At 67.1% G+C, this 25,532-nt stretch carries 25 protein-coding genes; 15 read left to right on the forward strand and 10 right to left on the reverse strand.

Annotated features, from left to right (window positions below; all coding sequences use genetic code 11):
* Positions 1 to 131: 131 nt before the first annotated feature.
* Positions 132 to 1,910: an acyl-CoA carboxylase subunit beta gene (locus ACOZ4I_RS04830; RefSeq protein ID WP_424003577.1), complete on the reverse strand. Its 1,779-nt coding sequence runs from the start codon at positions 1,908 to 1,910 to the stop codon at positions 132 to 134.
* Between the two features lie 105 nt (positions 1,911 to 2,015).
* Between ACOZ4I_RS04830 and ACOZ4I_RS04835 the strand changes: the two genes are divergently transcribed.
* Positions 2,016 to 4,019, forward strand: a complete 2,004-nt coding sequence (locus ACOZ4I_RS04835; protein ID WP_424003579.1) for a PKD domain-containing protein — start codon at positions 2,016 to 2,018, stop codon at positions 4,017 to 4,019.
* A 407-nt stretch (positions 4,020 to 4,426) separates the two neighbouring features.
* Here the strand turns inward: ACOZ4I_RS04835 and ACOZ4I_RS04840 are convergent, their stop codons facing one another.
* On the reverse strand, positions 4,427 to 5,302 hold the full coding sequence (locus ACOZ4I_RS04840; RefSeq protein ID WP_424003581.1) for a class 1 fructose-bisphosphatase: 876 nt from the start codon (positions 5,300 to 5,302) through the stop codon (positions 4,427 to 4,429).
* A gap of 287 nt (positions 5,303 to 5,589) precedes the next feature.
* Between ACOZ4I_RS04840 and ACOZ4I_RS04845 the strand changes: the two genes are divergently transcribed.
* A complete protein-coding gene (locus ACOZ4I_RS04845; protein ID WP_424003583.1) occupies positions 5,590 to 6,447 on the forward strand; it encodes a 3-hydroxyacyl-CoA dehydrogenase family protein in 858 nt (285 codons plus the stop codon).
* A 114-nt stretch (positions 6,448 to 6,561) separates the two neighbouring features.
* Positions 6,562 to 7,710, forward strand: a complete 1,149-nt coding sequence (locus tag ACOZ4I_RS04850; protein ID WP_424003585.1) for an acyl-CoA dehydrogenase — start codon at positions 6,562 to 6,564, stop codon at positions 7,708 to 7,710.
* Here the strand turns inward: ACOZ4I_RS04850 and ACOZ4I_RS04855 are convergent.
* Both ACOZ4I_RS04855 and ACOZ4I_RS04860 read right to left on the reverse strand, forming a co-directional pair.
* A complete protein-coding gene (locus tag ACOZ4I_RS04855) occupies positions 7,707 to 7,961 on the reverse strand; it encodes a hypothetical protein (protein WP_424003587.1) in 255 nt (84 codons plus the stop codon). The two genes, ACOZ4I_RS04850 and ACOZ4I_RS04855, sit on opposite strands and share 4 nt — an antisense overlap.
* A 68-nt stretch (positions 7,962 to 8,029) precedes the next feature.
* A complete protein-coding gene (locus tag ACOZ4I_RS04860) occupies positions 8,030 to 8,320 on the reverse strand; it encodes a PadR family transcriptional regulator (protein WP_424003589.1) in 291 nt (96 codons plus the stop codon).
* 86 nt (positions 8,321 to 8,406) lie between these two features.
* Here ACOZ4I_RS04860 and ACOZ4I_RS04865 point away from each other — a divergent pair, with 86 nt between their 5' ends.
* The 8 genes from ACOZ4I_RS04865 (at position 8,407) to ACOZ4I_RS04900 (ending at position 15,694) form a co-directional block, all read left to right on the forward strand.
* Positions 8,407 to 8,694 carry a DUF7111 family protein gene (locus ACOZ4I_RS04865; RefSeq protein WP_424003591.1) on the forward strand — a complete coding sequence of 96 codons (288 nt, stop codon included), beginning with the start codon at positions 8,407 to 8,409 and terminating at the stop codon, positions 8,692 to 8,694.
* Between the two features lie 304 nt (positions 8,695 to 8,998).
* Positions 8,999 to 11,659, forward strand: a complete 2,661-nt coding sequence (locus tag ACOZ4I_RS04870) for an alkaline phosphatase PhoX (RefSeq protein ID WP_424003593.1) — start codon at positions 8,999 to 9,001, stop codon at positions 11,657 to 11,659.
* A gap of 41 nt (positions 11,660 to 11,700) precedes the next feature.
* Positions 11,701 to 12,444, forward strand: a complete 744-nt coding sequence (locus tag ACOZ4I_RS04875) for a cell surface protein (protein ID WP_424003595.1) — start codon at positions 11,701 to 11,703, stop codon at positions 12,442 to 12,444.
* A 16-nt stretch (positions 12,445 to 12,460) separates the two neighbouring features.
* The gene (locus ACOZ4I_RS04880; RefSeq protein WP_424003597.1) at positions 12,461 to 12,883 is read left to right on the forward strand and encodes a hypothetical protein; all 423 of its coding nucleotides are present in this window, start codon (positions 12,461 to 12,463) and stop codon (positions 12,881 to 12,883) included.
* A gap of 40 nt (positions 12,884 to 12,923) precedes the next feature.
* Entirely contained in the window at positions 12,924 to 13,058 is a 135-nt protein-coding gene (locus ACOZ4I_RS04885; RefSeq protein ID WP_424003599.1) for a hypothetical protein, read from the forward strand.
* 106 nt (positions 13,059 to 13,164) lie between these two features.
* Entirely contained in the window at positions 13,165 to 13,587 is a 423-nt protein-coding gene (locus ACOZ4I_RS04890; protein WP_424003601.1) for a cobalamin B12-binding domain-containing protein, read from the forward strand.
* Complete coding sequence (gene meaB, locus ACOZ4I_RS04895; protein ID WP_424003603.1) at positions 13,584 to 14,627, forward strand: methylmalonyl Co-A mutase-associated GTPase MeaB; 1,044 nt, start codon at positions 13,584 to 13,586, stop codon at positions 14,625 to 14,627. The genes ACOZ4I_RS04890 and meaB overlap by 4 nt, the downstream gene beginning before the upstream one ends.
* 125 nt (positions 14,628 to 14,752) lie before the next feature.
* Complete coding sequence (locus ACOZ4I_RS04900) at positions 14,753 to 15,694, forward strand: alpha/beta fold hydrolase (RefSeq protein ID WP_424003605.1); 942 nt, start codon at positions 14,753 to 14,755, stop codon at positions 15,692 to 15,694.
* A 36-nt stretch (positions 15,695 to 15,730) separates the two neighbouring features.
* Here the strand turns inward: ACOZ4I_RS04900 and ACOZ4I_RS04905 are convergent, their stop codons facing one another.
* The 3 genes from ACOZ4I_RS04905 to ACOZ4I_RS04915 form a co-directional block, all read right to left on the reverse strand.
* Positions 15,731 to 16,117: a Zn-ribbon domain-containing OB-fold protein gene (locus ACOZ4I_RS04905; protein ID WP_424003607.1), complete on the reverse strand. Its 387-nt coding sequence runs from the start codon at positions 16,115 to 16,117 to the stop codon at positions 15,731 to 15,733.
* Entirely contained in the window at positions 16,114 to 17,280 is a 1,167-nt protein-coding gene (locus ACOZ4I_RS04910; RefSeq protein ID WP_424003609.1) for a thiolase domain-containing protein, read from the reverse strand. The genes ACOZ4I_RS04905 and ACOZ4I_RS04910 overlap by 4 nt, the downstream gene beginning before the upstream one ends.
* Before the next feature lie 165 nt (positions 17,281 to 17,445).
* Positions 17,446 to 17,643 carry a DUF5800 family protein gene (locus ACOZ4I_RS04915; RefSeq protein ID WP_162411819.1) on the reverse strand — a complete coding sequence of 66 codons (198 nt, stop codon included), beginning with the start codon at positions 17,641 to 17,643 and terminating at the stop codon, positions 17,446 to 17,448.
* 120 nt (positions 17,644 to 17,763) lie between these two features.
* Here ACOZ4I_RS04915 and ACOZ4I_RS04920 point away from each other — a divergent pair, with 120 nt between their 5' ends.
* The 4 genes from ACOZ4I_RS04920 to ACOZ4I_RS04935 all read left to right on the forward strand — a co-directional run bounded on the left by ACOZ4I_RS04920 (position 17,764) and on the right by ACOZ4I_RS04935 (position 22,081).
* On the forward strand, positions 17,764 to 18,843 hold the full coding sequence (locus ACOZ4I_RS04920) for a polymer-forming cytoskeletal protein (protein WP_424003612.1): 1,080 nt from the start codon (positions 17,764 to 17,766) through the stop codon (positions 18,841 to 18,843).
* A gap of 163 nt (positions 18,844 to 19,006) precedes the next feature.
* Entirely contained in the window at positions 19,007 to 20,560 is a 1,554-nt protein-coding gene (locus ACOZ4I_RS04925) for a Na+/H+ antiporter NhaC family protein (RefSeq protein WP_424003614.1), read from the forward strand.
* Positions 20,557 to 20,829: a DUF7513 family protein gene (locus tag ACOZ4I_RS04930; protein ID WP_424003616.1), complete on the forward strand. Its 273-nt coding sequence runs from the start codon at positions 20,557 to 20,559 to the stop codon at positions 20,827 to 20,829. Before ACOZ4I_RS04925 ends, ACOZ4I_RS04930 begins: the two co-directional genes overlap by 4 nt.
* A gap of 70 nt (positions 20,830 to 20,899) precedes the next feature.
* Complete coding sequence (locus ACOZ4I_RS04935; RefSeq protein ID WP_424003618.1) at positions 20,900 to 22,081, forward strand: redox-regulated ATPase YchF; 1,182 nt, start codon at positions 20,900 to 20,902, stop codon at positions 22,079 to 22,081.
* Between the two features lie 69 nt (positions 22,082 to 22,150).
* Here ACOZ4I_RS04935 and ACOZ4I_RS04940 read toward each other — a convergent pair whose 3' ends face one another.
* From ACOZ4I_RS04940 to ACOZ4I_RS04950, 3 genes are all read right to left on the reverse strand, one after another.
* Complete coding sequence (locus ACOZ4I_RS04940) at positions 22,151 to 23,338, reverse strand: DUF5305 domain-containing protein (RefSeq protein ID WP_424003620.1); 1,188 nt, start codon at positions 23,336 to 23,338, stop codon at positions 22,151 to 22,153.
* Positions 23,339 to 23,422: 84 nt separating this feature from the next.
* Positions 23,423 to 24,571 carry a signal peptidase I gene (locus ACOZ4I_RS04945; RefSeq protein ID WP_424003622.1) on the reverse strand — a complete coding sequence of 383 codons (1,149 nt, stop codon included), beginning with the start codon at positions 24,569 to 24,571 and terminating at the stop codon, positions 23,423 to 23,425.
* A gap of 42 nt (positions 24,572 to 24,613) precedes the next feature.
* On the reverse strand, positions 24,614 to 25,279 hold the full coding sequence (locus ACOZ4I_RS04950; RefSeq protein ID WP_424003624.1) for a hypothetical protein: 666 nt from the start codon (positions 25,277 to 25,279) through the stop codon (positions 24,614 to 24,616).
* Positions 25,280 to 25,532 lie beyond the last annotated feature (253 nt).

The following is a 25,532-nucleotide window of genomic DNA, read 5'->3' on the forward strand; positions in this document are numbered from 1 at the left end:
TCACCCTGACCACGCCCCCACGTGGTCTACACCAGAAATCCGCGGATGCGGTATTAACTACTCGGCGACTACGGGGCGAAAAGAGCCGGGTAGTCGCCGTCTACTCCGCGGGTTTCGCGGTTCTCGGGCACTCAGAGTATCGTGCCGTGTTTCTTGTCGGGGCGGTCCTTCTCGACGTCCTCGTAGAGGTCGAAGCGCGCGGCGAGTTCGGCGCGCAGGTCGCCCGGCGGGACGATCTCGTCGACGACGACCTCGCTGGCCATCCGGTGGACGTCGATGTCCTCCCGGTAGGCCTCCCGCAGTTCCCGCTCGCGCTCGGCGCGCTCCTCGGGGTCGTCGATCGCGTCGAGTTTGTTCGCGTACACAGCATTTATCGCCGCTTCCGGTCCCATGATGGCGATTTCGCTGCCCGGGAGCGCGAGGGTCGCCTCGGGGTCGTACGCCGGGCCGGACATGGCGTAGATGCCCGCGCCGTAGGCCTTGCGGACGACGACGCACTGCTTCGGGACGGTGGCCTGTGAAGTGGCGTAGATCATTCGCTTCCCTGCCTCGAGGATGCCCTCCTTCTCGACGGAAGACCCGGCCATGAACCCCGGCGTGTCACAGAGGTACAGCAGCGGGATGTCGTAGGCATCGCAGGTCCAGACGAAGCCGGCGGCCTTGCGGGCCGAGTCCGGGAAGATGGCCCCGGCGCGCTGGCTCGGCTGGTTCGCCACGACGCCGACCGGGCGGCCATCGACCCGGGCGAAGCCGGTCAGGATCTCCGGGCCGTACTGCGCCTGGAGTTCGAAGAACGAGTCGGCGTCGACCACGCGCTCGATGACCCGGTGCATGTCGTAGCCCTTGTTCGGCTCCGAGGGGATGACGCCGTCGAGGCCCGCGGGGTCGGCGGCGGGCGCGACTCCGTCGGTCCGCGGGGGCTTCTCGTCGGCGCTGTCGGGGAGGTACGTGATGAGTTGGGCGACGAGTTCGCGCGCGTGCTCCTCGTCGTCGGCGACGAGGTCGGCGCTGCCGGAGTGGCGGGCGTGCAGGTCCGGCCCACCGAGCGTTTCGAGGTCGATGTCCTCGCCGGTGACCATCTCGACCATCCGCGGCGACGCGATGGCGAGGGCGCTCATCCCCCGGACCATGACCGTGAAGTCGGCGAACACCGGCGTGTAGGCCGCGCCGGCGATGCAGGGGCCGTACAGGACGCAGATCTGTGGCACTGCGCCCGAGAGCAGCGAGTGGTTGTAGTAGAACTTCCCGATGCCCTCGCGGTTGGCGAAGAAGCCGCGTTGCTCGTCGATCCGTCCCCCGGAGGAGTCGACGAGGTACAGCAGTGGCCGACCGCTCTTCAGCGCGCGCTGCTGGAGGCGCAGGAACTTCTCGACGCCGCGGCTGGCGATCGACCCGGCCTTGACGGTGAAGTCGTTGGCGGCGACGTGGACCTTGCGTCCGTCGAACGTCCCCGCGCCGGTGACGAGGCCGTCAGCGGGCAGTCGGTCGCCGTCGTCCTCGGACCCCTCGGGCGCGCTCGGGTGCCACTGGTCGAAGTTGGCGAAGCGACCGTCCTCGAAGTCGAGGCCGTCCTCGCCGAACCACAGTTCGAGCCGGTCGCGGACGAACAGTTTGCCCTGGTCGGCGAGGCGCTCGCGGTACTTCTCGGGGCCGCCGCGCTCGATGTCCGCGATCTCCTCGCGGAGGCGCTCCTCGCGCTCGGTCGGTCCGAGGTCGTCCCCGTCGGCGGCCGCACCCGTCATCGAATCCGGGTCGTCGCCGTCTCCGTCAGCCGTCACCTCGCGGACGATCGTCGGCGTCTTGGCGTCACCGACGAACACTTCGACGGTCCGACCGGTGTGCTCGGCGACGGCGGCCGCGATGGCCGACGCCTCGTCGTGGCTCGCCTCGGCCGCGATGTGCACCTTCATACCGTGGGCAACGACCCCGAGGACCACAGTTGTTGCCCCGACCGATTATCACGTCTCGTAATGACGGGGGACCATTCATGTCGGAGGCCGGGGTAGGGAGGGGCGATGTCTTCTCTCGGTCCCAGCCCCCGGACCACGTCGCCATCGGGCGGGCACGCCCGGTGGCTCCCGGTGCTCATCGCGGTCCTCGCGCTCCCGGTGCTGGCCGGGGCTGTCGCGGACCCCGCGGCCGCCGACGAGGAGCCGCCCGAGTGGGGCAACGCCACCCGAGGGAACGCGACCACCATCGACGTCTATCTGTACGACGACGGCACGCTGGACACGGGGACCATCGACGCCGGCGACTTCTCGCTGTCGGCCGGCCGGGTCGCGAACGTGAGCGTCGCGTCGGTCAACGCGTCCGGCGCGAACAGGACCGGCGCGCGCGTCTCGCTGCTGCTCGAACGAAAAGTCGACGTGGACAACGTCACCGTCAGCCTGAGCAACACGGCCAGCATCACCGACGAGGCGGGGAACGAACTCCCCGACGAGGACGTGACCGCGACCGGGATGGACTCGGTCGTTCCGAAGTACAAGTCCTTCGAGGTGCGGCGGGTCAGTAACTCGACGGCGGAGATCGTCGTCGAGATGCACGAACCGCTCAGCGACCTCACCATCTCCGTGGGCGGCGCGGAACTGGACACGCTCAACATCTCGGGGTTCTCCGAGCGCGCGGGGACGACGGCGACGTACACCCGCCGGTACACGTTCCCGGTCGAGGGGCGTTACTCCCTGCTGTTGATGCGCGCGGTCGACCGAAACGGCAACGAGAACCGGTTCGGCCGCCAGCGGACGTTCCGCTACGACGGGACCGCGCCGAACGTCACCGTCGAAGGGCCGACGAACGCCACGGTCGGCGAGCCGGTGAACTTCTCGGCGGCCAACTCGACCGACGACAACGGGATCGACTCCGTCCGGTGGTATCTGGGCCGGGGGACGATTCTCACCGGTGAGCGAATCTCGGTCGCCTTCGCCACGCCGGGGACCCACGAGGTCGAAGCGCGCGTGACCGACCCGATGGGGAACACGGCCACGGTGACCAGGGTCGTCACGGTGACGGGCAACGGCAGTGGTGGAACTGTCACCGTTTCCCGACAGAACGCGACGGCCGCGACGGCGCGGATCAACGCGACCGGCCGACCCCAGCGCGTCGAAGCGCCTGACGGGCCGCTCCTCGGTGACGGGAACGTCACGCTGGAGCGAGTCATGGCCTCCTTCCCGGCCAACGAGTCGGTGCGAGTGGCCGTCCGCGCCGGCCAGGTCCCGTCGTCGTTCGCCGCGGGGACGGACAGCGACGGCGTGGGGCGGTTCGACGTGGACCACGACGCCCCCGCGGAGGACGTGACGTTCACGTTCGCCGTCGACCGAACCGCTATCGAGGCGGCCGGTGGGACGCCGGCCAGCGTCGCGCTCTTTCGGGAGCAGGGCGATTGGAACGCGCTGGAGACGACCGTCGTCAGCCGCGGTCCGTCGCAAGTCGTCTATCGCGCCCGCTCGCCGGGACTGTCGACGTTCGTCGTCGGCGTCGCGAACGACACGGCGACCGACGAGCCACAGACGCCCGAATCGACCCCCGAAGCCTCGTCAGATGCGTCGACCGCCGAGGACCAGCCACGGGCACGCGAGACTGGCGAACCGGAAATCAGCGTGACGAACGCCACGGCCGACCCGACGACGGTCGCGCCCGGCGAGCGGGTCGTGCTCACCGTCGAACTGCGAAACCGCGGGACGGCGACCGGTGACCACCGCGTCCTCGTCGCGGTGAACGGCTCCATCGTGACGAGTCGGACGGTGACGGTCCCGCCGGGCGAGGCGCGGACGACGGCGTTCGTGCCCGACGTGTCCGAGAACGCGACGGGCGACCTGACTGTCGACGGTCGCCCGGTCGCCACTGTGACGGGCGACAGCGGCGGCGGACTCCCGATACCGGCCCTGCCGTCGGTGTCGCTCCCGAACCCGCTCTCGCTGTGGCCCGACGGCCTCGTCGGGACGGTCCTCGGCGCGCTCGTCGGACTGGTCGTGACCGTCTACGGCGTGCTGAAGGCACTGGCGATCTATCTTGGCTACTGACGGTCGGCCGGACGTCACCCCGCCGTTCTGTTGCCGGGTGACGTTTGATCCGGGGGCACTGCGGGGCTGACGCTCTAAGAGGAGAGTTGGAACTCTGTCAATTATGACTGATGGCAGAACTCAGTGTGGCTCTCGACACGTCATACCCTACCGAGGTGCCGAAAAAACGCTCACGAATAATATTAATTACACTAACACTTTTTCCCGTCCAGAACGTACGTACCGGTGATGAACTGGAAACACCCACGGAACGAGACGAAGGCGGCGAGCAAGCAGCGCGAGACAGAGTCCGGCACGCGATGGTCGTTCATCGCGGCGGCGACCGCCATCGCGTAACGAGCACAGACTGCGTATCGAGTACAGAACCGTTTTCTCCGGCCGCTCAGCGAGCGTCGACGATGCGCCCGTCAGTTGACGTTGGATTCGACCCGTTCGATGAGGTCGGCGTTGCCGAGGTACAGCGGCGTTCGCGAGTGCAGTTCGTCGGGCGCGGTCTCGAGCAGCGACCGCTCGCCGTCCGAGGAGCGCCCGCCGGCGGACTCGATGATGTACGCCATCGGGTGCCCCTCGAACTGGTGGCGGAGCTTGCCTTCGGGGCGGGACTGCAGTTTCGGATAGGAGAACACGCCGCCGTAGGTGAGCACTTGATTGATGTCCGCGACCATCGCACCGCCGTAGCGAAGCTTCAGTTCGTAGCGGATCTCCTCGGCGACGGACTCGAAGTCCTCGGTCCAGGAGTCGACGCCGCCGCCGAAGCCGAACACGGTCGGCTCCTCGGGCAGCGTCACGTCGTCGTCGACGAGGCGCTTGTCGCCGTCTTCGAGGATGTACTCGCGGACCTGGCCGTCGCGGGCGACGACCATCGAGGTGATCGGCCCGTAGATGACGAAGCCGGACGCGAGCAGATTCGTCCCGGCCGTCGGGGGCCGCTCGCTGTAGACGCCGAAGATGGTCCCCATTCCGCTGTTGGGTTCGAGGTTGCTCGACCCGTCGAGCGGGTCCATGGCGACGTGGAGTCGGCCGTCCGTGGTCTCGACGTCGGCGCGCTCCTCGCTGGCGTACGTGGCGACCCCGTCGACGTCGAGGAGACGCTGTTCGAACAGTTCGTCGGCGCGCAGGTCGGCCGCCAACTGGTCGTCGCCGCTGGGATTGACTGAGTTGCTCTGGCCGCGGTACTCGGCGACCGCGCGGCGAACGTCGGGCGTCGTCCCGGCGATAGTATCGATGACCTGTGCGACCGTCTGCTCGGACTCGGATGCCGAGGTGTTGAGTGACTTGCTCATTTGTCAGATACGGGAATCGACCCGCCGGACCCGAGAGATCAGGAGTCCGGTCGAGTCATGGTGCGAGCGGGGTACCCGCGATTCGTTCCAGTACGTCTTGCTTCTCCGGCACACCATAAGTATCTTTTTGCTGACATTTACTACATAGCGAGTGAATCCTAGAGATACGTCTCACTATTGCCGCTACGTGCGCTATACGATGTCACGGGTACGGCTCCACTGGCGGCCCGCGCCCCCTCATCGATCCCGTCGGCAGACTTACACGAGTGCGAGCCGAATCAGGGCTCATGCACCTCGAAGCAGTCGACACCGTCGGCGTCGTCGGGGCCGGCACGATGGGCAACGGCATCGCGCAGGTCTCGGCGACCGCCGGCTACGACGTGGTCATGCGCGACGTGTCGGAGGACCTGGTGTCCGCGGGGTTCGAAGACATCCGGGAGAGCCTCGACAACCTCGTCGCTCGCGGGACCGTCACCGCGTCGGAGGCCGAGGCGGCACAGGAGCGAATCACGGGGACGACGGCCGTCGAGGACCTCGCCGACGCCGACCTGGTCGTCGAGGCGGTGACCGAAGACATGGACGTCAAGCGGTCAGTGTTCGAGGAACTCGACGCGGTCTGTGGCCCCGAGGCGGTGCTCGCGAGCAACACCAGCACGCTGTCTATCACCACCATCGCCAGCGCCACGGACCGCCCCGCGCAGGTGCTCGGACTGCACTTCATGAACCCGGTGCCGGTGATGAAGGGCGTCGAGATCGTCGTGGGCGAGAAGACGAACCAGTCGACCGTGCGTCTCGGTCACGAGTTCGCCCGCGACGTCGGCAAGGAGACGTGGGAGGCCGACGACAAGCCGGGCTTCGTCGTCAACCGCGTCCTCATGCCGTGGATCAACGAGGGCATCCGCGCGTACGACGAGGGCGTCGCCGACAAGGCCGACATCGACCGCGGCCTGACGCTCGGCACGAACGTCCCGATGGGGCCGCTCGAACTGGCCGACCACATCGGCCTGGACGTGGTGCTCGACGCCTCCGAGACGCTGTACGAGGAACTGGGCGAGCGGTACAAGCCGGCGTACCTCCTCAAGCGGAAGGTCGCAGCGGGGGACCTCGGGAAGAAGTCCGGGAAGGGTTTCTACGAGTACAGCTGAGGTCGGCCAGCCGCTCGTGTGGGCGCTGACGGAACCGCCCGGCGCGAGTACGAGCGTCGCCAACGGGTGACCCGTTGGCGAACAGTAAAGGGCCGGCCCTCGGTACAATCTGGCATGGACTTCAGTCCCACGCAGGAGCAACGCCAGATCCGGGAGATGGTCGCGGAGTTCGTCGACGAGGAGGTCGTCCCCCGCGCGGCCGAGATCGACGAGACCGACGAGTTTCCGTGGGATCTCGTCGACGAGATGGCCGATCTGGGGCTGATGGGGATGCCGATTCCCGAGGAGTACGGCGGGGCCGGGCTGGATTACCACAGCTACGCGATGGCGCTCGAAGAGGTCTCGCGCGGCAGCGGCGGCCTCGGGACCATCGTCGCCGCGCACATCTCGCTGGCCTGCAACATGATCTACGAGTTCGGCGACGAGGCCCAGAAGGAGACGTACCTCACGCCGCTGGCCGAGGGGAGCGAAATCGGCGCGTTCGCCCTCTCGGAGGCCGGCGCGGGCAGCGACGTGCCGGCGATGGACACGACCGCCGAACCGGTCGACGGCGGCGACGCCTACCTCGTCAACGGCGGCAAGCTCTGGATCTCGAACGGCTCAGTCGCCGACACGGTGGTCCTCTTCGCCAAGACCGACCCCGATGCCGGTAACAAGGGCATCTCCTCGTTCGTCGTCCGCCCCGAGGAGGACGACGGCTTCCACGTCGAGGGCACGGAACACAAACTCGGTGACAAGGGCTGTCCGACGGCCGAACTCCGCTTCGACGACATGCGGCTCCCGGCCGACCGCCTGCTCGGCGACGAGGGCCGCGGGTTCGTTCACGCGCTCAAGACGCTCAACGGCGGCCGCATCACCATCGCTGCCCGCGGCGTCGGCATCGCACAGGCCGCGCTTGACGAGGCGCTTCGCTACGCCCAGGACCGCGAGCAGTTCGACCGCCCGATCAGCGACTTCCAGGCCATCCAGCACAAGCTCGCGGACATGGACACCAAGACCGAGGCCGCCCGCCTGCTGATGCACCGGGCGGCGGACAAGAAGATGCGCGGCGAGACCTTCGTCAAGGAGGCCGCACAGGCCAAACTGTACGCCTCGGAGGTCTCCCGCGAGGTCGCTAACGAGGGCATCCAGATCCACGGCGGCTACGGCTACACCAAGGACTTCCCGGTCGAGCGGTTCTACCGCGACGCCAAACTCAACGAGATCTACGAGGGGACGAGCGAGGTACTTCGGAACACCATCGCTGACCAGTTACTCGACTAGGGGAGCGAGAGGAGTCCTTCGACGACCACGGCGCGCGTGAAGTAAAACGGCCTCTCGGTCCGTCGGTACCGGTTCGCGCTGATCGTTCCGAGACCGAGCAGCGTGGTCGTGCCGACGACGCCAGCGAGTAGCGCGACGAACTCGGGCGGTTGGCCACCGGCGCGGGCGAACACGACTACTGCGAGGCTGGCGAGCGCCGCGAACGGGAGGGCGTCCAGCCCCGCCACCAGGGCAGTGCGGGACAGGGACATACCGGTCACCTCTCGCGGTGTGACCAAAAATCGTCCGTTCCGCCCGACCGAGCAGACGGCGCCGCGCTTCAGGACTCGTCTCCGAGCGCCTCGCGCATCCACTCGAACTGCTCGCGCAGTCGCCGCTCGCCCGCCTCGGTCAGCGAGTACTTGTCCGCGATGCCGTCCTCGCGGTGCTCGACGAACCCGGCCGACTCCAGGGCGTCGAGCGCGCCGTAGAAGCTCTTTGGCTCGATTCGCGTCTCGTATCGACCCTCCAGCCGCGTCTTGAGCCGCTGGCCCGCCAGTTCGCCGTCCTCGGCGGCGGCCAGCAGGACGCACATGTCCCGCCGGCGGCCGCTCTGGAGCCACTTCGCCATACCGGTCCCTGTCGGCCCGCTCGCTTCGCGGTTTCGGTTTTCGCGGGACCGTCAACTTGGCATACCCCCGTTCCCTAGGACCGCCGATGACCGACACCGACTCCGCCGCGGAGGCGTCCGCCGAGGGGATCACCGCCCGCTACCGCGAGACCGACGGCGAGCGGCTTCTGACCTTCGAGAGCGCGACCGGGCGCGCCGCCATCGCCCAGAACATCGAGGGCTACGCGATGCTGAAGGTCCGACCGACCGCCGACGGCGACGAACTCGAACGGTACTACGGCTTCGACATGGCGCTCGACCACGCGGCGGAACTGCTGGGCGTGTCGCCGAACGCCCTCCCCATCCCCGACGCAGCCGCCGACATGGGGATGTAGTCGCCGAACCCGGCCGCGATATCGGATAATTCCTGTTCTCAGGCGTTCTCGTCACCGGGTAGCGACTGCTGTACCGTCTGGTCCGACGAGTGAGGTGAACAACTGAGAGGTGATCCGTAACAACGTGGGATCCACCCGTTCGTCACCGGCCGGACGTGGAACGCATCCCGTCAAAATAGGACTCCTGTGTGACACGTCTGCTGGCTGACGGGTACGGATGAGAACTGTGTCTCGGGTGGCCTCCCAAACCTGTCATACCAGTATTATAAACTGCTTTTTACGAACCATCCTCCTCCTCACCTGCATGGTCGATCTTACACGACGGCAATTGCTCTCGACGTCGGCGGCGGCCGCGCTGGGAGCGAGTGTCTTCGGAGTGGCGAGTGGGGAAGAAGTAGAAGAGACAGACACGCCCGGAGCACCGAGCGTCAAGGGGAGCCTCAAGCGCTTCTCGACGACGGCGTTCGGCGCGGAGGTGACCGGTCCGTTCGTCTTCGAGGACGGATCGCTCCTCTACAGCCTCCAGCACCCCGAGGCCGAGAACCCAGAACCGTTCGGACGAGCCGCGGTTGGCTACTTCAGCGGCTTCCAGTTCGAGTTCGACGGCAGCAACGACGACTTCCCGGAGGTCGGCGTCCCCGACACCGAGGAGAAACAGCGCCAGGTCCGGTCCGGGGCCGGCAACTACGAGATCCTCGTCCAGGGCCGCGAACCCATCAACGACGGGACGGAACGGCTCGGCGTCCCGCAGACGCCCGACGGCACCGACATCACGACCGACACGTTCGACGTCGCGAAGGGCGGCGCCGGACAGGGGCCCGACTGTAACCAGTTCGTCGCGACGAACGACGAGGGGACCGAAGGGTACCTGTTCACTAACTGGGAGAACGTCCCCGGAAGCATCTCGCGAGTGCCCCTGAGTCAGGACGACGACGGCGAGTGGAGTGCAGATTCCGACGCCGCGATGAACCTCGTCAACACTGAGGCGTTCCGGGACATCGGCGGGACGCGGACCAACTGCTACGGCGACCTCAGCCCGTGGAACACGATGATCTCCGCCGAGGAGAACTACGCTCACCCGCGGCTCCACCTCGGCGCGACGGTGGGCGACATCGTCGAGGCCGGCACCGGCGCGGGACTCCTCGGCGGCTGTCAGTTCTGGAACCGACCCCAGCCCGCCGGCATCTCGAACGCCATCAGCACGTACGCCGAGAACGGCGACATCGACGAGGCGTGGACGCCGCAGGGGGCCTGGTCGCAACTGGGCAACGAGGGGCTCGCGTACTACCTCGGCGCGGAACACGTCGACGACCGGGGCGACGGGGACGCCACGACGCCCATCGACGACGTCTATCCCAACCCCTACCGCTACGGCTACTTCGTCGACATCCGCGACCCGGCGGCTGACACGCCGCGGCCGATCAAGTACTGGGTCATGGGACGGGCCGCGTGGGAGGCCCCGGACATCCAGGGCGACCGCAAGACGGTCTACATGTGCTCTGACGGCGACAGCAAGGGCATCTACAAGTTCGTCGCCGACGAGCCGATCGACGGCTACGAGAACGTCGACGACATCGCCGGGACCCTGTACGCCCCGAAGATCACCAACGATTCGGCGAGCGCCGCCGAGTCCGACGCCCGGAACTCCCCGGCACAGACGCCCCTCGACGTCGAGTGGCTCGAACTCGGCCACGCCACCAACGGCGAGGTCGCGTCGTGGATCGCCGAGTACGACGACGTCACGCAGGCCGACTACCTCAGCGCCCACGCCGACTGGGAGGAGGGCGACGAGGTGACCACCGAAGTCATCAAGCAGGCCGACCTCTCCGTCATCGAGAACGGGAACCAGAACTACATCACGAACGAGGAAATCGTCGCGTGGGCCGAGCAGTACGAGGCCAACGGTCCCGACGGCGTCGACGAGGAGCTCCGCCGGGTCCCGTTCCTGGAGGCCCGCGCGGCCGCCAAGGAGATCGGTGCCTCGATCGAGTTCAACAAGGCCGAGGGCGTCGACAGCGTCGACGACTCCCAGCCCGGCGACTTCGTCTACTTCGGCATCTCGGAGTTCAACGACGCGCTCGCCGACGACGAGGGCGACATCCAGCTCGACCGCGTCGACGGCGGCGTCGTCTATCGCGGCGTGCTCGAGTCGGACTACAACATCTCGACCCTCGAACCGGTCATCACCGGCCCGGACTTCACCGATTCGCCGGAAGACGCCGACGACGCGCTTCGGAACATCGACAACGTCTACACGATGCGCGACGGCCGCGTGCTCTGCTGTGAGGACGGCTTCGGCGGCCCCGCCCGCTCGTACCCGAACGACGGCCTCTACGTCTACCAGCCGAACGTCATCGTCGGCGTCGGCTCCGCCGCGGTCGGCGGCGGCTCCACCGGGAGCGTTCCGCTGACCGCGTCCTCGCTCCCAGCCGGCTTCTCCGGCGCGCGCCTCTCCGTCAGCGTCTCGAACCCCGAGATCGCCTCGATCACCGGCGTCTCCTTCCCCGACGCGCTCGGGCTCACCGAGAGCGACATCAGCGACGACGGCTCCTCGGCCATCATCCGCGTGGCGGACGTGGACACGAACGTCCAGTCTGGCGCGATGGACGTCGAACTGGCGACGCTCGACGTGCGCGCCGACGGCGGCGGCACGACAGACCTGACCGTCTCCGTCGAGCAGATGGACGACGAGAACGGGAACGCCATCGACGCCGAGACGCAGAACGGTCTCGTCGTCGGCGGTCCGAAGACGGTCGTCGGCGACGCCGCTCCGTCCGACCCCGACGGCGACGGCCGCTTCGAGGACCTCAACGGCAACGGCCGCCTCGACTACGAGGACGTCCAGGTCCTGTTCTCGAACATGGACTCCGACAGCGTCCGCCTGAACACCGGCGCCTACGACTTCAACGAGAACGGGCAGATAGACTTCGCCGACGTGACCGCACTCTACGAAGAAGTCAACTGACGGCCTCGGTTGAACCCCCTCATCTTTCGATACAGGACCCAATGACCGACGATACACACCTTTCGATACCCGGCCGACTCGCCGCCCTCTCCCTCGCGCTCGTCGCGCTCGTCCTCCTCGCGGGGACGCTTCCAGCGCTCGCCGCAGGGCAGAGTGAGCCGACCATCGCCCTCCAGACAGACCCCGTCGCCGCCGGCGACACGACGGCCGTCCCGGTCGTCCTCACGAGCGCGCCCGACGGGCTGGCCGGCTACCAGATCGAACTCTCGCTCGACGACTCCGCGGTCGCCCGGTTCGAGAACGCCAGCTATCCCGACAGCTTCGGACTCACGACCGATCCCGTCGTCAGTTCGGACGGCGGGGCGATCACGCTGGAGGCGGCCGACCTCGACGGACAGATCGAACCCGGTGCCAGCGACGTGACGCTCGCGACGGTCGAACTCGCCGGCGTCGCGGCCGGCGAGACGCAGGTGACCGTCGCGTCGAGCCAGGTCGACGCCGACGGCGGCGGCGCTGTCGAGCCCGCGACCGAACCGATGACGCTCTCGGTGACCGGGGACGCGACGGCGAAGACTGACGCCACCGAAGCGCCCTCACCGGCCGACGAGTCCACGGCCGCGTCGGCGAACACCGCGAGCGCCGCGAGTGACGGGGACGACGGCTCCGGGACCGCCGCCGGCGCGCAGTCGACCACCGCGGCCGAGGGCCCGCTCCCGATAGCGCTAGTCCTCGTCGCGCTCGCCGCAGCGGCGGCACTCGCCGCCAGCACCGCCCGCCGACCGTAGCGATATCCACAAACCCATGCCACGATCAGACACCGCCGACGCACCGACGGACAGTTCGACCTACCGCGAGTACATCCTCGGCGTGCGCGTCGTCGAGCAGCCGACCGCCGACGGCGAGACGCGCTACCGCTTCGAGGCCCCCGATCACGAGGGCATCGCGTTCGAGGACCCCGAGATGGCCACGCTGTACGCCGACGTGTACTTCGACGTGAACGGCTTTCAGGAGGCCGGAACGGGCGAGCGCGGCGTCCCGCCGACCATCATCCAGGCCGGCCGCGACACCCTCGTCGCGTACCTCCTCACCCAGCCAGACATCGACCACTACTGGCTCGCGTCGTTCTACGGCGTGAAACGCGAGAAGGTCACCCGCTACGTCTCGCGGGTGCGAAAGCGCGCCGAGGGCATCCGCGAGGGCGCGAAAGAGCAGGGGCTGGCCTGACGACCCGAACCACTATCACGTTCCCGCCAGAGATTCCGGTATGGCATCCGTCACCGAGCGGTTCGACCATCCGGCCTACCTGACCGCGGCGGGGACCCTCGCGGGATACGGACTCGTCCTCCTGTTCCTGTTTCTCCTGCTGTTCGTCCTCCCGTACCTGCTGTTCCCGGCCTAGCGGGCGTCGAACGGTCTGTGCCCGTCGAGGCCGGTGATAGCGCGGCCGCCTATTTCCCACGAACGATAGGGCAAGAATGAAAGCACCCGACGTGTTAGGTGTTGCCATGAGTGTCGAGCAGGAGCAGGCGGAACGGACCATCAGGTGCCTGGTGGCGAAAGTCGGGCTCGACGGACACGACCGCGGCGCACACGTCATCGCGCGGGCGTTACGCGACGCCGGCTTCGAGGTAATCTACTCCGGGCTCCACCGAGCGCCGGAGGAAGTGGTGCAGGCCGCGGTCCAGGAGGACGTGGACGTGGTGGGCATCTCCATCCTGTCGGGGGCGCACAACACGCTCGTTCCGAAGATCCTCGACGGGCTGAAGGAGTACGACGCCTTCGACGACCGGCTGATTCTCGTCGGCGGCATCGTCCCGGACGACGACAAGGAGGAACTGCGGAACCTCGGCGTCGACGAGATATTCGGGCCGGGCGCGTCGATGGAGGAGATGATCGACTTCATCCACGACAACGCGCCCGAGCGATGAGCGACCTCGTCGACGACCTGCTCGCGGGCAAACACAGCGCGCTCGCCCGGGTCATCACGAAGATCGAGAACCGTTCGCCGGGCTACCGGGAAATCGTCTCCGACCTCCACGAGCACACCGGGTCGGCCGACGTGATCGGCGTCACCGGCAGCCCCGGCGCGGGCAAGTCCACGCTGGTCGACAAGGTCGCCGCGGCCTACCGCGACCGGGGCCTGACCGTCGGCGTCATCGCCATCGACCCGTCGTCGCCGTTCTCCGGCGGCGCGGTGCTCGGCGACCGCATCCGAATGGCCTCGAACGCCGGCGACATGGACGTGTTCTTCCGGTCGATGTCGGCCCGGGGCTCCCTGGGGGGGCTGTCGACGGCGACGACCGACGCCGTGACCGCGCTCGACGCCTTCGGCAAGGACAAGATCATCGTCGAGACGGTCGGCGCGGGGCAAAACGAAGTCGACATCGTGCGGACGGCCGACACCGTCGCCGTCCTCGTCCCGCCGGGCAGCGGCGACGACGTGCAGATGCTGAAGGCTGGCATCCTCGAAATCGGCGACGTGTTCGTCGTCAACAAGGCCGACCTGGACGGGGCCGATCGGACGGTCCAGCAGCTCCGCGAGATGTTGCAGGGCCGCGACGGTCGGCCGGACACTGGCCACCACGGCGCGACCGACCTCGGCGGCGAGGCGGCCGCTCTGGAGGCGAACGGCGAGGGCGAGTCGGAGACGTGGGACCCGCCCATCGTCGAGACGGTCGCGAACCGGAGCGAGGGCGTCGACGCGTTCATCGACGCCCTCGCGGACCACGGGGACTACCTCGACCGGACCGGCCGGCGCGTGCGCCAGACCCGCGAGCGGTACGCCTCGGAGATCAGGACGCTGCTCCGCGAGGATGCGAACGACCTGCTGGCCGACGAACTCGCGCGCCGCGGCGGCATCGAGCGGTACGTCGACGACGTGGTCGAGCGCCACACCGACCCTTACACCGTCGTCGACGAGGTGCTCGAACCGCTCCGGGAGTGCGTCGACGAGGGCCGCGACGACTGACGCGCTCGCCCCTCGTGGACTGCTGATTGTCCGGTTTCGGGGCGACTGGTGCGCTCGCTCCGAGACCCCGTGGACCGGCGGGCCGTCCCCCACGTATAAGCCCGTCCGGGCCGGTACCTCACGGTATGAACCTCCGCAAGGCGCTCGGTGCCGCCGTGGGTGCGGTCGGGGCGACGGCCGCCGCAAACACCCTGCTGCGCTCGCGTGCCGGCGACTTCGATCCGCTGTTACCCGGCGAACAGCGAACGTACCGCTGGCGCGGGTTCGACGTCGCCTACGCCGAGGCCGGCGACCCCGACGACCCGGACCTCGTGCTCCTCCACGGCGTCAACGCCGCGGCGAGCAGCCACGAGTTCCATCCGGTGTTCGAGACGCTGGCCGAGGAGTATCACGTCCTCGCGCCGGACCTGCCCGGGTTCGGGCAGACCGACCGGCCGCCGCTCCTGTACTCCGCGTCCCTGCTCACCGCGTTCGTCCGCGACTTCATCGCGGACAACGCCACCGACGCGACGGTCGTCGCCTCGTCGCTGACCGGCGCGTACGCCGCGAGCGCGGCCAGCGAGGTCGACGTTCGCGAACTGATCCTGATCTGTCCGACCGATAGCTCGATGGGCGACCGGAACGTCTGGCGACGCTCGCTGCTTCGCTCGCCGCTCCTGGGTGAGGCGATCCACAACCTCATCGTCTCGAAGCCCTCGATCCGGCACTTCCACGCCGACCACGGCTACTACGACATGGACAACCTCACCGAGGAGATCGTCGACTACGAGTGGACGAGCGGCCACCAGCCCGGCGCGCGGTTCGCGCCGGCGTCGTTCGTCTCCGGCTTCCTCGACCCGGACGAGGACCTCGGCGAGGTGCTCGCGGGGCTCGACGTGCCGGTGACGCTGGTGTGGGGCGAGGACGCCGACATCACGCCGCTGTCGAAGGGGCGCGAACTCGCAGAGGAAGCCGACGCGCGGCTCGTCGTCTTCGGTGACTCGCTGCTGCTCCCCCACGTCGAACACCCCGGGGAATTCGTCTCCGTGGTTCGGGGGAACGTCACGTCGGTGACCGTCGAGGACTGAGCGGCATCCGGGCGATGTCGGCCTGTTTTTGCTCGGTCAGCGCGGTCGGAACACGACCAGGCGGTCGCCGGTCGTCGCTCGTTCGCCGACCTCCAGTCCCACCACGTCGCCGATAGCCACGTCCGCGGGGTCCACGCCGCGAACGATACCGGTGGCCGAGACGGGGCCGAAGTCCGCGACGGCGGTCACGTACGGCGCGTCGTCCTCGAACTGCGGCGTCGGGACGGTGATCGTCGTGTGGCTCGCGATCTCGCCCGAGTCCGGGAGGGGCTCCCGCGAGAGGTCGCGGTCGTGACACTGCGGGCACACCCGGCGGGGCGGGAGCCAGCCGTGGCCGTTCTCGCACTCGAGGTAGTAGCCCTCGTCAGCCTCGATGCTGTCGAGCCACGCGTCGTACTCGCCGTCCGGCGCTTCGTCGGTCATTCTTTCACCTCCATGACGTGGACGGTCGTAGACGCCACCGTACCACCGGCGTTGTGGGCCACGCCGACGGTCCCGTCCGGGACGGCGTCGGCCCGCGGGTGCGACCCGTCGAGGACCCACGCGATGGTGGCGAGCTGGGCGACGCCGGTCGCGCCGACCGGGTGCCCCTTCGCCTTCAGTCCGCCGGAGAGATTGACCGGCAGGTCGCCGTGGCGCGTGGTCTCACCGTCGCGCGCGGCGGAGATACCCTCGCCGCGCTCGTAGAGGCCCAGCGACTCGATGGCCAGCACTTCGGCGATGGTGAAACAGTCGTGGACCTCCGCGAAATCAACGTCGTCCGCCCCGATACCGGCGTCGCCGTAGGCCTCCTCGGCGGCCTTGTCGGCGGCGGGCGTCTGCGCGAGGTGCGGGCGGTCCTGCAGCGCGAGGTTGTCGCCGCCCTGGCCGGTGCCGGTGACGGCGACCGGCGCGTCGAGGTCGTGTTCCGCGGCGTACTCCTCGGTCGTGAGCACGGCGGCGGCGGCCCCGTCTGTGATCGGACAGGAGTCGTAGAGGCCGAGCGGGTCGGCGATGGTCGGCGCTTCCAGCGCGTCCTCGACGGTGATCTCCTTCTGTATCTGGGCGTGTTCGTTGACCAGCGCGTGCTCGTGGTTCTTGACCGCGATGTGCGCCAGGTCCTCGTGTGACCCACCGTACTGCTCGAAGTACGACCGGGCCATCAGCGCGTACGCTCCGGGGAAGGTCATCCCGGCTCGGACCTCGAAGAGGTCGTCGGCGGCGATGGCGAGCGCGTCCGTCGCCGCCGCGGTCCCGATGTTCGTCATGCGCTCCGCTCCGCCGACGACGACGACTTCGGCCTCGCCGTTTCGCAGGGTTTTGACGGCCTCCCGGATGGCGGCTCCGGCGGAGGCGCAGGCCGCCTCGACACGTGTGGCGGGCGCGTCGAGTCCGATGGCCTCGGCCATCAGCGGTCCCTGGTGGCCCTGGTGTTCGGCGAGTTCGCCCATGAAGTTGCCGTAGTAGAGGCTCTCGACGTCTTCCGGGTCGACCCCGGAGGCGTCGAGCGCCTCCAGTCCCGCCTCGGCAAAGAGGTCGCGGCCGGTCCGCTCGGGGTGTTTCCCGAAGTTCGTCACGCCGGCCCCAGCGATACGTGGGTCTGACATTACCTGCCAGTGGGCGCTGGCGGCTTAAATGCCTACTGCTCGAGCGCTTAATTAGCACGAAAACGCTACTTTCAGCCCCTCAAAACGCGTTTGGTTCCTTTCGAGAGTTGTAGTACACACGTGGGCGCTAACTCCTACGTGGGCACTATTGGACGCCGCTCGCGCTCACTTCACGATTTCGGCGATTCGGCGTGGCTCGCCCGATAGCGCGGGATCCGGTTCGACGATCTGGAGGACCTCGTGGTCGGTCACGTCGGGGTAGGACTTCTGGGTGGCGTCCTCGATGAGGGCCTTCTCCAGGCGGAACTCCGTCCCCTCGTAGACGACATCGACGCCCTGCTCGTCGAACGACAACACAGTCATACAAACGGGTACGCGCGGCAGGAGTAAAAACGTAGCTCTCGACGGGAGCGTCTGACCAGCGTCAGACGCCCGTCATGCGCTTCCTGAGGCTTTAAGACGCCCGAACACGCGTATGTGAATGTGCCTCTCGGTTCCGACCCGCTCTCCGAGCTCTCCATCCCAGACGGGACGACCGTCGAGGAACACGACCTGGTGACCGACGGCGACGTGATCGTCGGCGGCCAGTCGACCGTGGAGTTCGGCGTGCGCGGACGGACCGTCATCGCCGACGAACGCGTGCGCTTCGGCGGCCACATCGAGGCCGAAGGCGATTGCCGCCTCGACATGTGGTGCGACGTCGAGGACAACGTGCTGGTCGGCGAGGACGCCTACATCGGCGAGCGGGTCCACATCGGCGGGGAGTTGCGCGTCGCGGGCGACCTCGATATCGGCGACGACGTGGACATCGAGAACGGCTTCGAGGCCAACGGCTGGATCGTCATCCGCAATCCGATGCCGACCATCGTCTTCCTGTTCGTCTACCTCTCACAGCTCCTCCGCATCGGCGAGGAGGACGCGGCCGAGGAGGTCATGGAGGAGATGCTCGGCGACGACGCCGACGACCACGACCCGGTGCTCGTCCCGCGCGGCGCACGCGTCTCCGACGACGCCTGGCGCGTCTCGACGCCGGCGACGGTCGGCGACGACTGCCGCCTCCACGGTAACATCCGCGCGAAGTCCCTCGAAGTCGGCCGCGACACCGTCGTGTTCGGGAGCCTCCGCGCCAGGGGCGACCTGGTGGTCGGCCGGGGCACGGAGATCAAAGGCGACGTGACGACCCGGAACGGGACCGTCCGCGTCGGCCCCGGCGCGAAGGTCTGGGGCGACATCTCCGGCGCGACGGTCGAACTACACGAGAACGCGACTGTCGACGGGACGATCCGAGCCAGCGACGAGATGCGGATGCACACGGACGAGGTACTCGATCGTCCGGACGAGTCCGCCGCCGCGATGGCCGAGATGGCCGAGGCGCTCGAAGGTGACAGTGACACTACGGAGCCAGACGACGACGCCGCGGCGACCGACGCGAACGACGACGACTCGGCAGCCGATTCGTCGGCGGAATCCGACGCTGATTCGACCGACTCGGCGGAGACTGACGCCACCGGGGATTCTGGGGAGTCCGCGGCGGCCGAAGACACCGCCGAGGCGACCGAGTAGCGACGTTCCTGACGGGCAGTCCGACCGAGACCGACGTCTCGACAGCCGTTGCTCGGTCGTGGACACACCCGTCTCGTGTTGGAATCGACGCTCGCTGTCTCGCGAGCGGGGAAATGGTTATTGTGCTACTCTCTGTCATGACCTCTGTTAGGTGTCATAACACATGGCAGACACACCCTCCGACGAGTCGCCCGAGGTCGACGCACTCTCGGGACCGGACGTGGATCGCATCGAGTTCTACGGCGGGCGCTGGACGAGCGTCCTCCCCATCGCGCTGTTCGTCCTGTGGGCCATCGTCCAGAGCGGCCTGTTCAGGATCGGCGACACGACGGGGCTGGTCGCCGGCATGCTCGTCTCGCTCATCGTCGGGATGTTCTTCGTGAAAGGCGACTGGACCGACTACGCCAACACCATCTTCGACGGGATGACAAAGCGCGTCGCCGCGACGGCCGTCGTCGCCTGGCTCTGGGCGGGAATGTTCGCGAACACGCTCCAGGCCGGCGGCTTCGTCGGCGGACTGGTCTGGGCGGCCGACGCGGCCGCGGTCGGACCGGCGCTGTTCCCGGCGGTCACGTTCATCCTCGCCGCGCTGCTCGCGACGGGCATCGGCACGGGCTACGGGACGACGGTGGCGTTCACGGCGCTGTTCTTCCCGGCCGGCATCCTGCTCGGCGCGAACCCGGTCCTCCTGTTCGGTTCCATCCTCTCGGGGGCCGTCTTCGGCGACAACCTCGCACCGGTGAGCGACACCACCATCGTGAGCGCGGTGACCCAGGACGCCGACATCGGCGGCGTCGTCGCCTCGCGGTTCAAGTACGCCATCGTCGCCGCCGTCTTCGCGTTCGCCGCGTACGTCGTCGCCGGCGGCGCGATGCCCGGCCTCGACATCTCCCAGCAGGCCCAGGACCTGTTCATCGAGAACAGCGAGCCCGCTGGTCTGGTCCACCTCCTCTCCATGCTCGTCGTCATCGTGACCGCCGTGATGGGGCGACACATCGTCGAAGCGGTCTCCTGGGGCCTGGTCGTGGCCGTCGCGTTCAACCTCGTCTTCGGGCTCGCCCCGCTGAGCGCGGTGCTCCTGTTTCGCGTCCCCGACACCTCGGTCGTGGCCGGTGCCGTCGCCGGCCTCCCCGTCGTCGAAATCGTCGAACCGGGCAACGCCGGCGTGACGGGGTCGCTGTACAGCGGCGCGGCCGGGTTCTTCCCGCTCATCGTGCTCGTGTTGCTCATCATCGCCGGTTCGGAGATCATGATCCGCGGCGGGGGCTTCGCCGCCATCCAGGACTGGCTGCTCGACAACGTCGCCACGGGCGTCCGCAGCGCCGAGACGACGATGGTGGTCGGCACCGCCTTCGTCAACTCCATGATCACCATCAACACCGCCGCCGAGATCGCCATCGCGCCCTACATCGCCCGAATCGGCCAGAAATACAACATCAACGGCTACCGGCGGGCGAACATCCTCGACGCGAACACCTCGGCGCTCGGCTACATCTTCCCGTGGGCCGGCGGCGTCCTCGTCGGCTTCGCGACGATGCAGGGCTTGCCCGAACAGTACGAGTGGTTCACCGAGGCGATGATAGTCAACCCGATACAGGTCTGGCCGTTCGTCTTCCACGGCTGGCTGCTGTTCTTCGTGTTCCTGCTGTCGGCGCTGACCGGCTTCGGGCTGGAGTACACCACCGACCGGCGCTCCGACGAGGTGAGCCGCGTATGAGCATTCTCAGTCAGTTCCTCGCCGGGGCGACGTTTCGAACGACGACGCCTTCCTTCGAGGCGGGGGAGGAGATCGAGGTGTACGTCACGGACTACGACGAGGACGCCGACGACCTGTACGCCCTCGTCGGCGAGACGCGCCTGTCGTTCGTCGACGGGTCGCGGGACCTCGTCGGCTGTCGCGTCCTCGCCCGCGTCGAGTCCTTCGACGACGACGCTCACCGCGGGACGGTGGCGCACCTCGACACGCTGGACCGGGGCTCGTTCTAGGCCCGGTCGGATGCGACTCGCCGACCTCCGAACCGAAACCCCCTTTCCCCGCTCACTGGTACGTGGTGGCATGCTCTCTATCGCGCTGGCCGGCAAGCCAAACGCCGGCAAGTCCACCTTCTACAAGGCGGCGACGATGGCCGACGTGGACGTGGGGAACTACCCGTTCACGACCATCGACGCCAACCGCGGGGTCAGCCACGTCCGCACCGACTGCCCCTGTCTCGACTTGGAGGAGCGCTGCGGCGACGACAACTGCCGCGACGGCAAGCGCTACGTCCCGGTCGAACTCATCGACGTGGCCGGCCTCGTCCCCGGCGCCCACGAGGGCCGCGGCCTCGGGAACCAGTTCCTCGACGAACTCACGAACGCCGACGTAATTCTGAACGTCGTCGACGCCTCCGGCGGCACCGATGCCGAGGGCGAACCCGTCGAGGTCGGCACCCACGACCCCGTCGAGGACGTGCACTTCGTCGAGGAGGAGATGGACCTCTGGCTCGCGAGCATCGTCGACCGCAACTGGGAGTCCATCGAGCGCCAGTCGCGCTCGCCCGACTTCGACATCGACGAGGCGCTCGTCAACCTGCTGGCCGGCGTCGGCGCGACCGAACTCGACGTGGCCCGCACCCTCCGGGACCTCGACTACCCCGAGGACCCAATCGCCTGGGAGGACGAGCACCGCGAGGCGCTCGCGAGCGAGATCCGCCGGCGGACCAAGCCCCTCGTCGTCGTCGCGAACAAGGTCGACATCGCGCCCGAGGGCAACGTCGAACGGCTCCGGGAGGCCGCCGACCACGTCGTGCCCGCGACCGCCGACGGCGAACTCGCGCTCCGGAACGCGGCGAAGGCGGGCGTCGTCGACTACGACCCCGGCGACCCCGACTTCGAGGTCGTCGGCGACGTGAGCGACCAGCAACGGGAGGGACTCGACCGCATCCGCGAGGCCATGACCGAGTGGGGCGGCACGGGCGTCCAGGGGGCGATGGACACCGCCGTCTACGACCTGCTCGACCGCATCACCGCCTACCCGGTCCAGAACGAGTCGAAGTGGACCGACGGCCAGGAGAACGTCCTTCCCGACGCCGTCTTGCTCCGCCGCGGCGCGACCCCGACGGACCTCGCGTACGCCGTCCACTCGGACATCGGCGACGGCTACATCCACGCCGTCGACGCCCGAAAGGGGATGCGAATCAGCGACGAGACGGAACTGGCGGAGGGGGCTGTCGTGAAGATCGTCAGCGACGCGAACTGAGCCTGCAGAGCGAGCGGTGGCGGCTCCTACCCGATGGGCCACGGGGTGTCGACGAACGTGGTCGGTCCTTCACACCCTGTCTTCGTCGGTCGGTTCGGGGTCGGCGGCGTCGGTGCGGTCACCGAGCGATTGGAGTCGTTCGACGATTCCCTCGCCATCGCCGGCCGCCCGCTCGTCCGTCTTTTGAGGCGTGGCTTCGGTCCTCGGCGGTTCGTACACGTAACAGTGTCCGTCGTGGAGTACGACGAACCGATCGCCGTCGGGATCGGCGAGGACGCTGTTGTCCGTGTCGATAGCGAAGTCGACCAGATCGCCGAGCGTCGCCGCCTCGACGCGAGGTCGGTCCTCGGCCGCCGCCGGCAGAGTGAACGTGTGGATCCACTCTTCGAAGGTCTCCCGGTCGCTCTCGAACGCGAGGCGAGCACGCTCGGTCTCGGTCAGCGAGAGGTCGTTTCGCTTCCGCGAGACGAGTAGTCCCACGAGTCCGAGCAGTCCGACGCCGAGCACTGCTGGGCCGCCCGCCCGCTGCACTGCGCCGGGCTCTCGCGGCACTTCGACCACCCGCGTGCGCTCGTGGCGTTCCGTCGCCGCCGTCGCGTTGAGGCTGTAGGTCCCGCCGTCGAACTCGACGGGCATCGCGTACGTGACGGTCTGTTCGACCGAGTGCCCGTTCACCCTGCCCGAGAGCGTCACTGCGGTGACCACGGCCACTCGGAGTTCGCCCCCCGGATTGTCGAGGCGATCGTCGATTCGCCGTGACTCGTTGCGCTCCTCCGTCACGTTCACCGTGAATGGCACTTGGACCTGCGAGTCTGGTGCGACGCCGGCGACCGACCGGTTGCCGAGCGGTTCGGTCGCGTCCCAGACGGTCACCGTCTCGGCTCCTCGTTCGACGACCTTCCGTTTCCGGAAACGCTGATCGATACGGATGTCGATCGCTCCGCTCTCGCTCGCAGCGTACCGGAACACGAAGCTCCCGTTGACGACCGGCGCGATGGATTCGATGTAGAGTGACTCTCCTCGCAGTTTCGTCCCCACGTCGTACACCGGGTTCTCCTCCGAGACGACTGCCGCGTGGGTGAACGTCCCGTTCGTCTCCCACGCCGACACCGTCTCGCGCTCCGTCGTCGTCCCGGGGTCGACGTGACCGACGTACGTCAGCCACCCCCCAGCGAGCGACACGAGGAGCAGCGCCACGACTGCGACCGCGAACCAGTCGTCGAGCACCGCTCGAACCCTGAGCCACATGTGTCCCATGAGATGTAAGGCGACATCGCCCCGTTTTGTTATACTCGGAATATATCGGATCCGGGAGAGTAACGGGAGACTGCGACCGGCCGATCACCGGAAGCGAGCCAACAGCGAGGGGCCTCCGTTCCGCGACCGGTCGCGCACTCGACCGCGACCGACCAGCGATACACCGACGAGATAGAACGGCACACCCACCATTGCATCGATGACGACGATGGGTGCCCAGGGATGGAGTTGGTAAAGTCCGCGAATGTGTTCCTGGGGCAATAGCGCGAGGTAGCGGTGTTGGGTGACGTAGTAGCGGTAGTAGCCCGTCTCTGGCGGGGCAGAGAGCGCGAGCGTGGCGTTCTCGACGGACCGCGGTCCGACCCTGAGTTCGCGTGGCTGGACGTCGACGTTCTCGTCTCCGGGGTCGAGAAAGACCACGACCGGGAGGAGGCCGCCGTTGCCGACCGGATAGGTCGTCGACTCGGTCGTCCCCTGCTCGATGACGCGCTGGCCCGGCGAGTCGCTCTCGGCGCTGACGATACCGAACTCTGTGGGCCCGGCCGGGACGACCATCGCCGCCGTCGCGCCGAGGACGAGGATGATTGTGAAGGCGGCGACGAGCAGACGAGCGCTGGTCCCTGACTGCCTCGTGTAGTCACGTGAGGTCCGCTCGCGGCCGCTATCGCGCCAGGCGTCGACGGCGTAGAACAGGACCGACAGCGCGAACAGGAGATAACCGAGTCCATGCACGCCCAGCAGTGATCGGGTGCCAAGAGCCGAGGCGAGCGTGCCCTGGACCGTCCGCAAGACGCGCTGGGTCCCGGTGACGACGGCCCCAACACCGGGTATCGCCAGCACCTCGCCGCCCGGTTGCCAGGCGACGGCGACGATCTGTTCGTCTTTGACTGGTGGCTCTCCGCCGTCCTGGTCGGTGAATGGATTGGCGTCGCCTTTCGTGATGTAGCCGCGGTCGGTTTCTTCGACGATTCGATGGGTAGTGAGGCCGCCGCCCTGGATCTCCTCGGCGCGGAAGACTATCACATCTCCCGTCTCCGGGGCGTCGGTTATGGCTGTCGGAATAGCAACGAAGCCGTCGCCTTCGTCGAGTGTGGGTTCCATGCTGCCGGAGGTGACGAATCCGAGGAGGACGGGTTGGCCGAGGAGTTGGCCCGAAACTAGTATTATACCAGAAACCATAATTAAAAATAGTGTTGCCTCAAACAATCTCGATTCAAAAGAAACGACCAACATGGTTGTTTATATTGACTAAATATAGTATATTAAAATATCTAATTAATTGATGAAATCGACTGTGGGTGATCCATTTTCGGGGAACGTATAATTAGAAACTACATCTTTGAATATCTCAGAATCATCCGAAGCTGCATTTAGTCCAATATCAGCTTCATAGATGCTCCCAATATCGTCTTCAGGGATATTGTAGAAACCTAGAGCAATATTGGCAGTATGTCCGGGGGCGACGAAGACGCCCCACTGACCAGGGTTACCACTGGTACCTTTAGTGCTAGACGTACCACCTCCACCATCCATGCCTGCTCCGACGTTGTCCATTGAGAGATAAGCGGTTACATATTGCCCGTCGGAGGTGGAAGGGTCTGGACCAATTAAGCTGTTGAGGTCATTAAGATTCAGCCAGAGCAGGATATTTTCCGTTCCTTGGTTCGTTACAGATATTAAGTCAGCGAATTCCGTTGTTGCACCACCATTGAGTCCACTCCCATTTTGATTGTTGCCTTGAAGATCTATCTGTAACGTACCATTAGTGTAGCTCGTATAGTCTGGATCACCCCCCAACTTAAGATACGCATTTTGGTCATTACTCACATTCACATCCATAGCACGGTCCGCACTCGCGGTTGAAAACGCCCCAGTACCCATTGCAGCCGCCGAACCGGCGGCGAGCGATCCCATACCGACCAGGAATTTGCGTCGTTGCATTGTCGTATTCTCCGTGCACACCCACTCGACCAGTCGCGTCGCCGACATTCCATCGGGGGTGCGCTCGTCCTATGCATGTGATTCCCACCCTTTGTGTATACACAGCGACAGCATTGCAAAGGCATCCTGGCTGACCAGAATCAAGGACTGCGTGCTGCAAAGGGAGATTGCAGTAAGTAAGACGGTATTACTGGCAAAGTATCGGGCGCCAGGCATCGAGGGTGCGAATGGGGTTGGAGGTGCGCCGGGGCAG

This window comes from Haloarcula salina (genome assembly GCF_049603855.1).
Taxonomy (GTDB): domain Archaea; phylum Halobacteriota; class Halobacteria; order Halobacteriales; family Haloarculaceae; genus Haloarcula; species Haloarcula salina_A.